This is a genomic window from Rhodococcus erythropolis R138 (assembly GCF_000696675.2).
Taxonomy (GTDB): domain Bacteria; phylum Actinomycetota; class Actinomycetes; order Mycobacteriales; family Mycobacteriaceae; genus Rhodococcus_F; species Rhodococcus_F erythropolis.
The window spans coordinates 2,615,990-2,628,765 of the sequence record NZ_CP007255.1; the positions used below are offsets into that span (position 1 = coordinate 2,615,990).

The window sequence follows — 12,776 nt, forward strand, 5'->3', positions numbered from 1 at the left end:
TCCGCAATGACTTCACGCAACCGTTCCCGTCGATCGGTATTGGCAGTTCCCGGCAGCAGTCGGAAGATGATCGACAAGGCGAAGGGATTGCCCGCCGACGAGATCTTCCTCGACCTCGAAGACGCGGTGGCGCCGTTGGCGAAGCAGGCGGCACGAGAGTCGATCGGCGACGCGCTGGCCGAGGACGGGTGGGGCAAACAGGTCAAGGTCGTCCGGGTCAACGACTGGACCACCGAATGGACGTATGCCGACGTAGTGGAGGTGGTCGGCCGCGCCGGAGCGCATCTGGACGCCATTCTGCTGCCCAAGGTTCCCGACGCGAGTCACGTCCAGGCACTCGATTTGTTGTTGACGCAGGTCGAGAAGGCCAACGGTCTCGAGGTCGGCAAGATCGGAATCGAGCCGCAGATCGAGAACGCGATCGGCTTGACCAACATCGACGCGATCGCCACCGCGAGTCCCCGCGTCGAGGCACTCGTGTTCGGCCCGGCCGACTTCATGGCGAGCTTGAACATGCGAACTCTGGTCGTCGGTGAGCAACCGGACGGCTACGACCGCGGTGACGCGTATCACCACATCTTGATGACCATCTTGATGGCCGCACGTGCACACGGCGTCCAGGCGATCGACGGTCCGTACCTCCAGATTCGCGACGTCGAGGCTTTCACTCGGTCGGCGGCGCGGACGGCAGCGCTCGGCTTCGACGGCAAGTGGGTTCTGCATCCCACGCAGATCGAGGCGGCCAACGAGGTGTTCAGTCCGCGCCAATCCGATTACGACCGTGCAGAACTCATCTTGGACGCGTACGCGTTCCACACCTCGGCCGCCGGAGGAGGGCGGGGCGCCGTCATGCTCGGCGACGAGATGATCGACGAGGCGAGTCGCAAGATGGCACTGGTGATTTCGGCCAAGGGCCGCGCAGCGGGGATGACGCGCACGTCGGAATTCACGCCGCCCGAACACGCCTGACGCTCGCATAGCCGAACGAATCAGGTCTGTAAAGGGCACAATAGGGGTAGATGTACTTGCGTCGTCCGCGTGGATGACGTGCCCGAAAAGAGGAGCGCAGCCAGCCATGTCCAATCCGCTCGGTCAATCGTCGAATGGGTCGCGCCGTGGAGCGTTGCCGACACCGCCTTCGGGATGGCCCATCGGGTCGTACCCCACCTACGCCGAGGCGCAGCGCGCAGTCGATTACCTCTCCGATCAAGAATTCCCGGTTCAGGACGTCACGATCGTCGGCGTGAACCTGATGCAGGTCGAGCGAGTTCTCGGCCGGTTGACGTGGGCCAAGGTGATCGGTGGTGGCATCGTCTCCGGTGCCTGGCTGGGTGTCTTCTTCGGCCTGGTGCTCGGAATCGTCACCGGCGGGTTCCTCGCTCCGCTGATCGCGGGCATCGTGGGCGGCATCATCTTCGGTGTCATCTCCACGACCATCCCGTACGCCGCGACGCGTGGGCAGCGGGACTTCGCCTCGACGATGCAGTTGGTCGCCGGACGTTACGACGTACTGTGTGAGCCCAAGACGGCGGAGTCGGCGCGCGACCTGCTCGCCAAGCTCGCCATCTGACATTCTCGCTCGGGCTGCCAACTTGTGTGATCTCGGTTACTTTATGTACACGCGGGCGAGGTAGTACTCGCTTCCCGTGACCGTTTGCCGGACAAGGAAATAGGTCCCTTCTCCGGGAAAAGTGCCGATGTGTGGTGCGTCGGCCAGCCGAATCGACTGTGCCGTCTCGCCGCCCGAGGAGGACGGCTGTGCAGAACAAGAGATTGCAGGCGGGGCAGAAGAAGAAATTGAGGGTGGGGCTGCTCGGCGCGGCGACATTGTTGTTGGCGCCCTTGCTCAGTGCGTGTGGATCAGACAATGACGACGGCGTGGTGCTGTCCTTCTACACCGCCGCCGACGGCGCCGAGCAGTATGCGGAGGCCGCCGCCAATTGTTCGGCGGCGTCGAACGGCGCGTACCGGGTCGAGCAGAAAACGCTGCCCAAGGGTGCCGACGACCAGCGACTTCAGTTGGCTCGGCGTCTGACCGGTAATGACAAGTCGCTCGATCTGATGACGCTCGACGTGGTGTGGACTGCCGAATTCGCCGAAGCCGGATGGGCATTGCCGCTTCCTGACGACGTGGCGGCCGAGGTCAGCAACGGGACTCTCGAGGGTCCGCTGGAGTCGGCGAAGTGGCAGGACCAACTCTATGCGGCGCCATTGAACACCAACACCCAATTGCTCTGGTATCGAAAGGATTTGATGCCGGACGGGCAACCACCCCAAACCTGGGATCAGATGATCGACGTCTCCGAAGGCCTGGCCGCGGAGGGGCGCCCCAGCTGGATCGGTGTGCAGGGCAAGCAATACGAAGGATTGATGGTCTGGTTCAACACCCTTCTCGCCAGTGCCGGCGGATCGGTGGTGGGGCCGGACGGAACAACCGTGACGGTGGCCGACGGTGATGCTGCCCAGCAGGCGCTGACCGTCATGAAGCGCGTCGCTACCGCGAAGGGTGCGGATCCCTCGATCTCGCAGGGGGATGAAGCGTCGTCGCGATTGGGTATGGAGAGCGGCAAATCTGCCTTCCAGGTCAACTGGCCGTTCGTGCTGCCCGGCATCATGGAGAACGCCGAGAAGGGCGATCTGGCGTACATCGACGACAAGGGCAACGTCACCAGTGAGAACACCGGAAACACGGTGCTCACGGTGAACGGAGAACGGAATTTCCTTGCCGCTCCGTATCCCTCGGTGATCGAGGGTAAGCCGGCCGAGGTCACGATCGGTGGCTTCAACGTAGCGGTGGCCAAGACCAGCCAGCATCCGGACCTCGCGTTCGAGGCGCTCACCTGTCTGCGTAACGAGGAGAATCAGCGCAACAACGCGGTAGCCGGTGGCGTTCCGCCGACTCTCGAGAGCCTGTACGACGACCCGGCGTTCCAGGAGGCGTACCCGGCGTGGCGTGAGGTTCGCGACAGCCTGGACACCGCTTCGGTTCGTCCGGTTTCTCCTGCCTATCAGAGTATTTCGACGCTCATCACTGCCACGCTGAACCCTGTAGGAAACATCGATCCGGAATCGACCGTGAACGATCTTGCCGAGCAGGTACGCAAGGCAGTCAATTCCGAGGGGCTGATTCCGTGACGATCGACAGCGAAAATTCGGGAGCTGCACCAACAGTCGCGACGCCCTCGCCGGAGCCGAAGCACTCCGCGAAGTCGAAGATGTCGGACGGAAAGGCGGCCGAGCGTCGCCTCGGTCTCTGGCTGGTGGCCCCGGCCGCGATTCTCATGATCGCGGTGACCGCATATCCGGTGGTCTACGCCGTTTGGCTGAGTTTGCAGCGCTACGACCTGCGCTTCCCGGATCAACGAAAGTTCGTGTGGTTCGACAACTACGTGTCGGTGCTGACCGACGGTTACTGGTGGCAAGCGTTCGCGGTGACGACGTCGATCACTGTCGTCTCGGTCGTCATCGAGTTCGTTCTCGGACTGACCATCGCACTGGTGATGCACCGAACGATCGTGGGCAAGGGGCTCGTCCGCACCGTTGTGCTCATCCCGTACGGCATCGTCACCGTCGCGGCGGCATACAGCTGGTACTACGCGTGGACGCCGGGGACCGGCTACCTCGCCAATCTCCTGCCCGACGGCAGTGCGCCGCTCACCGACCAGATCCCGTCGCTCGCGATCATCGTCCTTGCCGAGGTCTGGAAGACGACGCCGTTCATGGCGCTGCTCCTGCTGGCCGGCTTGGCGCTCGTGCCCGATGACCTTCTCAAGGCGGCTCAGGTGGACGGCGCCGGCGCGTGGACCCGGTTGGTACGCATCATCCTTCCGCTGATGAAGCCCGCCATCCTCGTCGCTCTGCTGTTCCGCACACTCGACGCATTCCGCATCTTCGACAACATCTACGTGCTGACGAAGGGAGCGAACGACACCGGGTCGGTGTCGATTCTGGGTTACGACAATCTGTTCAAGGCATTCAACCTGGGCATCGGATCCGCGATCAGCGTGCTGATCTTCGTGTGTGTGGCCGTGATCGCGTTCATCTTCATCAAACTTTTCGGTGCTTCGGCTCCCGGATCCGATACGGAAGGACGCTGACATGACCGTGACTCCCAGACTCAAGATCAGCTGGTCCGTCGTCAACCTTCTGGTCTTGCTGTACGCGCTGGTTCCCGTCCTGTGGATCGCCAGCCTGTCCTTCAAACCGGCCGGAACGATCAAGGGCGGCAAGTTCATTCCGGAGAAGTGGACCCTGGACAACTACCGAGGAATCTTCGACACCAGCGCCTTCACCAGTGCTCTGATCAACTCCATCGGTATCGGACTCATCTCGACGGTCATCGCCGTGGTGATCGGGACCATGGCAGCGTACGCCATTGCGCGCCTGGATTTTCCGGGCAAGAAGCTGCTGGTGGGTGTTGCACTGCTGATCGCGATGTTCCCGCAGATTTCATTGGTGAGCCCGCTGTTCGACATCGAACGACGGCTCGGACTCTTCGACACCTGGGCCGGACTCATCCTGCCGTACATCACATTTGCGTTGCCGTTGGCGATCTATACGCTCTCGGCGTTCTTCAAAGAGATTCCGTGGGAACTCGAGAAGGCGGCTCAGATGGACGGCGCGACGCCGGGTCAGGCGTTCCGGAAGGTGGTGGCTCCACTGGCCGCGCCCGGTATCGTCACTGCGGGCATCTTGGTTTTCATCTTCTGCTGGAACGATCTGTTGTTCGCGATCTCGTTGACGTCGACCGAACGCTCCATCACCGCCCCTGCGGCCATCGCGAACTTCACCGGCGCTTCACAATTCGAGGAGCCCACCGGGTCGATCGCCGCGGCCGCCATGGTCATCACCATTCCGATCATCATCTTTGTTCTGTTCTTCCAACGTCGTATCGTGGCCGGGCTTACTTCCGGCGCAGTGAAGGGATAAGCCTGTGGCCGAGATCGTGCTGGACAAGGTGACCAAGCTGTACCCGGACGGAGCCAAGGCGGTCAGTGATGTCGACATCACCATCGCCGACGGAGAATTCATCATTCTCGTGGGCCCCTCCGGTTGTGGAAAATCCACGACTCTCAACATGATTGCCGGGCTGGAAGACATTTCGACCGGCGAGCTGAGGATTGCGGGCGAACGCGTCAACGAACGCGCCCCCAAGGACCGCGACATCGCGATGGTGTTCCAGTCGTATGCTCTGTATCCGCACATGACGGTGCGCCAGAACATCGCGTTCCCACTGACCTTGGCGAAGATGTCCAAGGACGAGATCAACGCCAAGGTCGACGACGCAGCGCGGGTGCTCGACCTCACCCAGCATCTCGATCGCAAACCGGCGAACCTGTCGGGCGGTCAGCGTCAGCGTGTCGCGATGGGACGCGCAATCGTGCGCAGCCCGAAGGCGTTTCTCATGGACGAGCCGCTTTCCAACCTGGACGCCAAACTGCGCGTGCAGATGAGGACGGAGATCGCCCGTCTGCAGCAGCGACTCGGTACGACAACGATTTACGTGACCCACGACCAGACCGAGGCGATGACGCTCGGCGATCGGGTAGTCGTGCTGCGCGGCGGAATCGTGCAACAGATCGGTGCGCCGCAGGAACTCTACGATCGTCCGAACAATCTGTTCGTGGCGGGGTTCATCGGGTCCCCGTCCATGAACTTCTTCCCCGGACAGTTGACGGCGGACGGCGTCAGCACGCCGATCGGCGATGTTCGCCTGCCCGCGGCGGCGCAGTCGAAGATCTCGGGCAGCGGCTCGGGCAAGGACGTCGTGGTCGGTATCAGGCCGGAACATTTCGAGGACGTGGCGCTGGTCGATGCAGCGCAGAAGCCGCACGGTGGGACGTTCACCGTCGACGTCGACGTGCTGGAATCGATGGGTTCCGACAAGTACGCGTATTTCCTCGCTGGTGGCCCCGCCGTCAATTCTCGTGAACTCGAGGAACTCGCCGCCGATTCGGGAACGGCCGTCGCTGGTGGCGGTCAACTGGTTGCCAGGCTCTCGTCCGAGTCCACCGTGGCCCAGGGCAGGTCTATCGATCTGTGGTTCGATCCCGCCAAGATCGCAGTGTTCGACGGCGGTACGGGAGCCAATCTGCTGCTGTGACCTTTACCCGGGCAAGGTGACCGAATACGTCGCGCCCCAGGGGAGCGGTACCTGTTCGGGGCCGGGCGCTGCGTCGGCCGGCTCGGGTAGGGGGACCAGGCGGCCGAATTGTTCGTGATGGGTGGAGGCCGGGGCGGCTTGCGCTGTCCCGGCGACCACGGCGATCGGCGCCGCTGCCAGGGCGCCGGCGACGGCAAATCGAGTGGCGATGCGGCGCTTGCTTGCTCGGGTCGAGATCATGAGCACTCCTGCGTGGTTTCGAGGTTCGGTGAATGCTGTGCCATTCACGGTATTGCGGGTTGATTGTGAAATCTCGTGTGCGAAGCTCATTCACAGGGAACTGGGATGGGCGGCACAGGAGGACAGATGAACGAATCCTCGGTACGAACCGAGCACCTGCCCGGCGGCCCGGACCTCGAACGGATCATGCGCGAACACGCCTACCGCGGTGCGTACCTCCAACTGACGGTGCGCGGCGCTCTGGTGCTGTTCATCGCCCTGACGCTGATCTTCGTCCCGCCGATGAACGACGCGGGATGGTGTTTCGCGATTCTGGGCGCCTATGCCCTCTGGTCGGCAGCCGTGGCGCTGTGGATCCGCAAAGGCGGCACCGGCCCGGTGACGATGATCTGGCTCGGCTTGTTCGTCGACCTCGCCGTGCTCGCAACTCTGACATTGCTGACCGGTCTCGCAGCCGAGCAGAGTTGGACCGCCGACATCTTGAGCAACGGGCTCTTCGTCATTCCGGTTCTTGCGTGTACGCAACTGCGGACGGACGTGTGTGTCGGCGTCGTTGCCTGCACGATCGGTGTGTTTTTTGCTTCCAGTTGGGCAACGATGACTTCGAATTCCGAGCCGTGGCCGTCGATCCTGCTGAGTACCATGGCCTTGGCCGGGGTGGGTGCGGGCGCAATCGGATTGACTCGGATTCAAAGGTCGCGAGTGTTGACCATCGGGCACCTCGTCGGGCATCGCACGAGCCTTCTGGCCGAACTCATGGGGCTCGAGCAGCGTGAGCGCACAGAACTGTCCGAGCAATTGCACGACGGGGCGCTCCAGTACGTTCTCGCGGCGCGGATGGATCTCGACGAATTGGCAGGCAGTGCGGAACCCGTCGCGTTGGCGCGAGCCGGGAAAGCGCTCGGTGAAGCGACAACGCTGCTGAGATCGTCCGTCTCGGAACTGCATCCCACAGTTCTCGTCCACGTGGGTCTTGCCCGCGCGATCGGGGACCTCGCGCGCTCGGCGCAGGGACGCGGCGGAGTGGTGGTCGACGTCGACACTTCGGGCTGGAACGACGATTTACGCACGTCCGCGGACGAGGTCTTGTTCGGCGCCACCCGAGAGCTTCTGGGCAACGTCGTCAAACATGCCGGCGCGCAGAGCGTCCGGATCGAGCTTGCGCGGCTGGACCACCGTGCGGTGCTCGTGGTCTCGGACGACGGTCGGGGGATCAGCGCCGATCGGATTGCCCAACGACGGGCCGCCGGGCACATCGGACTGCTCTCGCACGAACTGCGTGTGGTTGCCGCTGGTGGCTCGTTCTCGGTCGGACCGGGTGAAGAGTCCGGAACCCTCGCGCGAGTCGAGATACCGTTCGAGATCGTCACCGCCCCTGACCACGATCGTTGAGGAGTTGTCGATGGCTGCACTGATCACCGATCGCGAGCTCAACCTGGCGACTCTGGCGCGGCAGTTCCTGCTGCGGCGGGCCGAGGTCAGCGCGTTGGATGCGATCGAGCACCTGGCAGGTCTGCAGGCCCAGGCGCCGAATCCGCCCTACCTGGCACTGTGGGCGCGGCTGAAGAACTTTGCGGCAGAAGACCTCTCCACCCTTGTCGAGAAGCGCCAGGTGGTGCGGCTGGTTGCCATGCGGGGCACGGTCTTTGCCCTCTCGGCCGCCGATGCGGGTCCCTTCCGGGCCACGGTTCAGACGATCATGGAACGCGATCTCCACACCAACAGCACTCAGCGTGCGGCGCTCACCGGGTTGGATCTCGACGCGCTTGCGCAGGCGGGGCGTGACCTGGTAGCGGACGGGCCGCTTACTCAGATGCAGATGAGACCGATACTGGCAGAGCGCTTTCCCGGCCACGCGGCCGAAGGACTGGCGCACGGAGTTCGAGGGCTTCTGCCGATGGTGCAGGTCCCACCGCGAGGTCTGTGGGGACGATCCGGAGCACCGGCACTGACGACGTTGGAGAATTGGCTTGGCGCAGAGGTGAGTTCAACTCCAGATCCCGACGCGATGGTGCTGCGCTATCTGGCTGCCTTCGGGCCCGCGAGCGTGAAGGATGCGCAAGCGTGGTCGGGACTCACGAGACTCGCCGAAGTCTTCGAGAGGCTACGTCCGGGCTTGATCACCTTTGTCGACGCGAAAGGGGCCGAGGTGTTCGACCTGCCGGACGCGCCACGACCGACCTCCGGAACACCGCCGGTCAGAATCCTTGCTCCGTTCGACAACATCCTGCTCTCGCACGCCGACCGCTCGCGAATCATGGACGAGCAGTATCGAACTCGCGTCTTCACCGTCAACGGCATAATCAAGCCCGCCATCCTGGTGCGCGGAAAGGTGGTGGGATTCGCAGCGGTGACGCCGGCAAAGGAGACCGTCGAGTTGAGCGCGACTCTGTTTGCGCAGCAACCGAAGACCGCGCTCGCGTCCATCGAGAAAGAAGCGCGTTCGTTGCTGAAGTTCATGCACCCGAAGATCCCGACCCGAGAGGTGCGGTTCGCTGTCGCTACGTAGCAGGCTTGTGCTTTCGCGGTGCTCGATCGCGTAGTTCGGCCACGATCTCGTCATTCCACATGTGCCGCCGCACCAGTCGGTACCGCTCCCGGGCGATCCACAAGTACGCCTCGGCGTCGGTGTGCTCGGGCAACATGTCGGCGCCCCTCAGCATTCGCACGACGGGGAGAAACTCCTCGCCGAACCAGCGCCGGGCGACCGTGTCTCGGCCGAGGAACTCACCCTTTTCCTGCATGAGCCGAAAACCCCACGCCTCCACGCACTCACTGAGTTCGGCGTACTCCCACGGGTCGGTGACCTGGACAGCTTCGCGTTGTGAACCCTGCAGCGGAACGCGAGTGAGGAAGAGTCGGCGATGGTCCTTGATGAGCAGATCGGCGCGCTGAGTGATGCCTTCCGGCGAGATGCGCGTGATGATCTCGGTGACGTACGCGTCGATTGTCTTCTGGTGCATCGCACACGCAATGGACACTCGGTGGTGTCCGTCGATCACGAAATGCATGGAGCCGACACGGTACAACTGAACGGGTGGCACCGATTCGCCGCGTCGTTGCGCCACCGCAAGTCGCTCCCAACGAGCGCGCGAATGAGTGGACGTCGGACGGAAGTACCTGTCGAAATCACCTGTGCGGTCGACACTTCCGACTATCGATTCGATGGTGACGACCTGTAGACCCAGAGACTTCTCACCAACCTTGCCGAGCGCTGCGACAACCTCGTCGAACGGCAGGATCGCGTTGACGTCGTCCGGTTCGCGTCGTAGCCAACTGACCAGACGGGCAACGTCGGCCCGTCGACGCTGACGAGCGAAGTCGTTTTCCGCGTCGGCTGTGGGAAATCCGGTGTCACGAGCCATGTCGGCGCCTCACGATCGTCGGCGGAGTACCTGGGGAAATCTCCATCAGCGTGAAGCCGACGGTATTGAGCACGATAGTCCGGCCTACCTCCAGATCGAGAGGTGTTCGCCCGTGCGGGTGGATGTGTCCGTGAATCATGACCGTCGGATCGAGGGTGCGGATCAAGGGGGTGAAGCATTCGAACCCACGATGTGGCCGATCCTCGGCGTCGCCGACACCGCGGGCGGGGCTGTGGGTGAGCAGCACATCCACGCCCGCCCGGCCGCCGGGAAGCCGCGATTGCCAGGCGTTTCGCCAGGTGAGCGAGCGGGCGCGTCGGCTCTGCTGGCGCTCGGACCACTGATTGGGGCCCGTGTTGTATCGGATGGAACCACCGAGGCCCGCGATCCGCAGACCGGCGACGGTCACGATGCGTCCGTCGGCGTTGACTGCGCCGGTCGGGCCGGGCCACTGCGCCGGCATACCTGCCCGCATCCAACCGGATCTCTTGTTCGAATATCCGGACAGATCGACGTCGTGGTTTCCGGGAACGAACACGCACGGCGCATTCAGTTGGTCAGACAGGTACTCCAGATACGCAAACGGCAGATCGCCCGCGCCCAGGATCACGTCGACTCCGAGTGAACGAACTTGACTGCTCCACAGGAATTCGACGGTCTCGTCGCTGACAGCGAGAACGGAGACCATTTCGACGACGCTACCGCCACCGCGAGGTATCTGCGCTGCGAACCTCGCGGGCACGGTGTTTAGATGGACGAGTGTCAGACAGCGTCGTATCTTCCGTCCGGGCCCATCTCGTCAGCAGCATCGAGGGGCCGGATCCCACCGCGGCCTCAGTGACGTTCCTCGGTGTCGAACCGCTGGACGTGCTGCGTTTCGAATCACCCGACGGCCTGGTCCGCTACGTCACACTGGGGTGCTCGCGTCATCCGATGGGCGACCCCAACGAACTGGTCGCAGACCCCACACGCGGTCCTCGCGCCGAGTTGGTGCTCACCCTGCGCGGTGGCACGGGTGTCGCGTCGGGTGTGGCCAGGACGCTCGCGGTGCTGGCTGCGGCGCCGTCCGTCGAAGGGGTCGTGCTGCTCGAGGACGCACTGTTGGACCTCGGCGAGCCGCTGTGGAAGGACACCGCGTTCACGGCGGTGCTTCTCGGTGACAGCGGGATCGCCGACCTGACGCTGCCGGAACCGTTCGATCCGGTGCGCTTCCTTGGTGTGGTCCCCCTGACCGGTACCGAAGCCGCCTGGGTGCGTCTGCGCGGCGCGGAGGCACTGCGGGAAGCGTGGACCGAGGCGGGGATCGACATTCGCGATCCGCACCGTTCCGCTGCCTCGCTCTAGCTGCGCCGGCGCTTTGTCCGTCAGATCATTCGGCGTGCACGAGGATGTCCGCCAAGTTCTCGAGACTTACCCGAACGGTCCGTGAAAATGCTTTCGTCACGATCGGGTCGGCCATCTTGCCGAATACGCCGCCGAGTCCGCTTTCGCTGTCGAGTCGGTAGGTGACCCGAGTGCCGTCACCGACTTCTTCGCAGGTCGTGGTCTGCGAGAAGCTGACCGGACTTTCGACGGACGTCGATTTCGACGATCTCGGTGGGTCGTACTCGGTGAATTCGGATGTCCACTCGAGGCGCTTGCCCAGGATTCTCGAGACACCGTGCCAACGGCTTCCCACGCCCATCGGGCCGTCGGTGATCTGTTTGCACTCGACCATCGAATTCTCCCAGTTGGGCCAGTTCTCGGCGACGGCGATGTACTCCCAGACGTCCTTGGGTGGCAACGCGATCTCTACAGACTGCTCGACTGTAGGCATGGTTGTTCCTCCATCTCTCCTGGATCTGAATTTGCTTGTCGCAAAATGAATTTCGGGAACGGAATGAAAATGCGTACCCATATCCATTGTCCGCCTGCGACGGTGGCAAGTACAGGGAGTCAGCGTGCGAGGTTCACAGCCAGTTGTTGCGACGGAAGAGAAAGAACAAGCCGACACACACCGACGCGATGAGGAACAGGATGGACTGATAGCCGTACTTGTAACCGAGTTCCGGCATGTTCTCGAAGTTCATTCCGTAGATACCGGCAACGCCCGTCGGCACGGCGGCGATTGCGACCCAAGCCGAGATCTTGCGCATGTCGGTGTTCTGTTGCACCGCGATCTTCGCGAGTGCGGCATCGACCAGAGAACTCAACACCTCGTCGTATTCCGAGATACGTTCGGCCACGATCGTGTGGTGATCCCTTACGTCACGGAAGTATCGCCGGATCTCCTTCGGGACGAGGCCGCCCGCGGGCTGGGTCAGCTGGAGCAGTGGCAATCCGAGTGGAGTGACCGAGCGTCGTAGTTCGACGATTTCACGTTTGAGCAGGTAGATATGCTCGACGGCAACGGTGTTCCGCGGGTTGAACACCAACTCTTCCATGCTGTCGACGTCCTGCTCGACGAGTTGGATGACGGAGAGATAGCTGTCTACGACGTGGTCGGTGATCGCGTGCAACACCGCGAACGGGCCCATGGCGAGACGCTCGGGATTCTGCTCGAGTGACTTGCGCACGCTTGCCAGTTCGGAGTGATCCCCGTGCCGGACGGTCACCACGAAGTCGGGGCCGACGAACACCATGATCTCGCCGGTTTCGACGATCTCGCTCGCCGTCGCCACGGACTCGTGCGGTACGTAGACGACCGTGCGCAGCACCAGGAACATGACGTCGTCGTAGCGTTCGAGTTTCGGGCGCTCGTGTGCATGGACGGCATCCTCGACCATCAACTCGTGGAGTCCGAAAGTTGCTGCGACATCTTGCATCTGGCCTTCGTCGGGTGCATGCATGCCCACCCAGACGAACGCGTTGTCTCGACTACGGACCTCGGCCAACGCGGCGCGGTGCGTGTACTTGCCCGGCAACCGCACGCCGTCCACGTAGACCGCGCAGTCGACGATCGCGCGGGCTGCCGGAACGGGGATCTTGGGCGCATCGGCTTGCGTCGATTTGCCGTTCGACCAATTCGGCAGTGACGGCATGGTTGGCACGCTCGCTCCTTCTCGGTCTGTAGTGCAGGGGAACGGCAC

Annotated in this window: 14 protein-coding genes; 9 read left to right on the forward strand and 5 right to left on the reverse strand. The window is 63.0% G+C overall.

Features of this window, described 5'->3' with window-relative positions:
- Positions 1-6: 6 nt before the first annotated feature.
- From H351_RS12345 to H351_RS12370, 6 genes are all read left to right on the forward strand, one after another.
- Positions 7-969 carry an HpcH/HpaI aldolase/citrate lyase family protein gene (locus tag H351_RS12345; RefSeq protein ID WP_020908461.1) on the forward strand — a complete coding sequence of 321 codons (963 nt, stop codon included), beginning with the start codon at positions 7-9 and terminating at the stop codon, positions 967-969.
- A gap of 106 nt (positions 970-1,075) precedes the next feature.
- A complete protein-coding gene (locus H351_RS12350) occupies positions 1,076-1,570 on the forward strand; it encodes a general stress protein (RefSeq protein ID WP_003945065.1) in 495 nt (164 codons plus the stop codon).
- Between the two features lie 227 nt (positions 1,571-1,797).
- The gene (locus H351_RS12355; protein ID WP_029255808.1) at positions 1,798-3,135 is read left to right on the forward strand and encodes an ABC transporter substrate-binding protein; all 1,338 of its coding nucleotides are present in this window, start codon (positions 1,798-1,800) and stop codon (positions 3,133-3,135) included.
- Between the two features lie 80 nt (positions 3,136-3,215).
- Positions 3,216-4,097, forward strand: coding sequence for a carbohydrate ABC transporter permease (locus H351_RS12360; RefSeq protein WP_044480569.1), 882 nt, complete (start codon positions 3,216-3,218; stop codon positions 4,095-4,097).
- Between the two features lies 1 nt (position 4,098).
- Positions 4,099-4,929: a carbohydrate ABC transporter permease gene (locus tag H351_RS12365; RefSeq protein WP_029255806.1), complete on the forward strand. Its 831-nt coding sequence runs from the start codon at positions 4,099-4,101 to the stop codon at positions 4,927-4,929.
- Between the two features lie 4 nt (positions 4,930-4,933).
- A complete protein-coding gene (locus tag H351_RS12370) occupies positions 4,934-6,103 on the forward strand; it encodes an ABC transporter ATP-binding protein (RefSeq protein WP_019749347.1) in 1,170 nt (389 codons plus the stop codon).
- Positions 6,104-6,106: 3 nt separating this feature from the next.
- On the opposite strand, the gene H351_RS12375 is transcribed toward H351_RS12370, so the two are convergent.
- Positions 6,107-6,343, reverse strand: a complete 237-nt coding sequence (locus H351_RS12375) for a hypothetical protein (protein ID WP_007736112.1) — start codon at positions 6,341-6,343, stop codon at positions 6,107-6,109.
- Positions 6,344-6,469: 126 nt separating this feature from the next.
- On the opposite strand from H351_RS12375, the gene H351_RS12380 reads away from it, so the two are divergent.
- Positions 6,470-7,735 carry a sensor histidine kinase gene (locus tag H351_RS12380; protein ID WP_029255805.1) on the forward strand — a complete coding sequence of 422 codons (1,266 nt, stop codon included), beginning with the start codon at positions 6,470-6,472 and terminating at the stop codon, positions 7,733-7,735.
- 10 nt (positions 7,736-7,745) lie between these two features.
- Entirely contained in the window at positions 7,746-8,852 is a 1,107-nt protein-coding gene (locus H351_RS12385) for a winged helix DNA-binding domain-containing protein (protein ID WP_029255804.1), read from the forward strand.
- Here H351_RS12385 and H351_RS12390 read toward each other — a convergent pair.
- Positions 8,845-9,708: a hypothetical protein gene (locus H351_RS12390; protein WP_003945080.1), complete on the reverse strand. Its 864-nt coding sequence runs from the start codon at positions 9,706-9,708 to the stop codon at positions 8,845-8,847. The two genes, H351_RS12385 and H351_RS12390, sit on opposite strands and share 8 nt — an antisense overlap.
- The gene (locus tag H351_RS12395; protein ID WP_003945097.1) at positions 9,698-10,396 is read right to left on the reverse strand and encodes a metallophosphoesterase family protein; all 699 of its coding nucleotides are present in this window, start codon (positions 10,394-10,396) and stop codon (positions 9,698-9,700) included. Before H351_RS12395 ends, H351_RS12390 begins: the two co-directional genes overlap by 11 nt.
- Positions 10,397-10,467: 71 nt before the next feature.
- Here H351_RS12395 and H351_RS12400 point away from each other — a divergent pair, with 71 nt between their 5' ends.
- Positions 10,468-11,052: a suppressor of fused domain protein gene (locus H351_RS12400; protein WP_019749342.1), complete on the forward strand. Its 585-nt coding sequence runs from the start codon at positions 10,468-10,470 to the stop codon at positions 11,050-11,052.
- 25 nt (positions 11,053-11,077) lie between these two features.
- On the opposite strand, the gene H351_RS12405 is transcribed toward H351_RS12400, so the two are convergent.
- Together H351_RS12405 and H351_RS12410 are read right to left on the reverse strand one after the other, a co-directional pair.
- On the reverse strand, positions 11,078-11,524 hold the full coding sequence (locus tag H351_RS12405; RefSeq protein ID WP_007736117.1) for an SRPBCC family protein: 447 nt from the start codon (positions 11,522-11,524) through the stop codon (positions 11,078-11,080).
- Between the two features lie 133 nt (positions 11,525-11,657).
- Positions 11,658-12,728: a magnesium and cobalt transport protein CorA gene (locus H351_RS12410; RefSeq protein WP_019749341.1), complete on the reverse strand. Its 1,071-nt coding sequence runs from the start codon at positions 12,726-12,728 to the stop codon at positions 11,658-11,660.
- Positions 12,729-12,776 lie beyond the last annotated feature (48 nt).

Coding starts and splice junctions, on each gene's coding strand:
- H351_RS12350 (WP_003945065.1), top strand. CDS start 1,076: ATGTCCAATCCGCTCGGTCAATCGTCGAATGGGTCGCGCCGTGGAGCG.
- H351_RS12395 (WP_003945097.1), bottom strand. CDS start 10,396: ATGGTCTCCGTTCTCGCTGTCAGCGACGAGACCGTCGAATTCCTGTGG.
- H351_RS12390 (WP_003945080.1), bottom strand. CDS start 9,708: ATGGCTCGTGACACCGGATTTCCCACAGCCGACGCGGAAAACGACTTC.
- H351_RS12385 (WP_029255804.1), top strand. CDS start 7,746: ATGGCTGCACTGATCACCGATCGCGAGCTCAACCTGGCGACTCTGGCG.
- H351_RS12410 (WP_019749341.1), bottom strand. CDS start 12,728: ATGCCGTCACTGCCGAATTGGTCGAACGGCAAATCGACGCAAGCCGAT.
- H351_RS12380 (WP_029255805.1), top strand. CDS start 6,470: ATGAACGAATCCTCGGTACGAACCGAGCACCTGCCCGGCGGCCCGGAC.
- H351_RS12360 (WP_044480569.1), top strand. CDS start 3,216: ATGTCGGACGGAAAGGCGGCCGAGCGTCGCCTCGGTCTCTGGCTGGTG.
- H351_RS12365 (WP_029255806.1), top strand. CDS start 4,099: ATGACCGTGACTCCCAGACTCAAGATCAGCTGGTCCGTCGTCAACCTT.
- H351_RS12345 (WP_020908461.1), top strand. CDS start 7: ATGACTTCACGCAACCGTTCCCGTCGATCGGTATTGGCAGTTCCCGGC.
- H351_RS12375 (WP_007736112.1), bottom strand. CDS start 6,343: ATGATCTCGACCCGAGCAAGCAAGCGCCGCATCGCCACTCGATTTGCC.
- H351_RS12405 (WP_007736117.1), bottom strand. CDS start 11,524: ATGCCTACAGTCGAGCAGTCTGTAGAGATCGCGTTGCCACCCAAGGAC.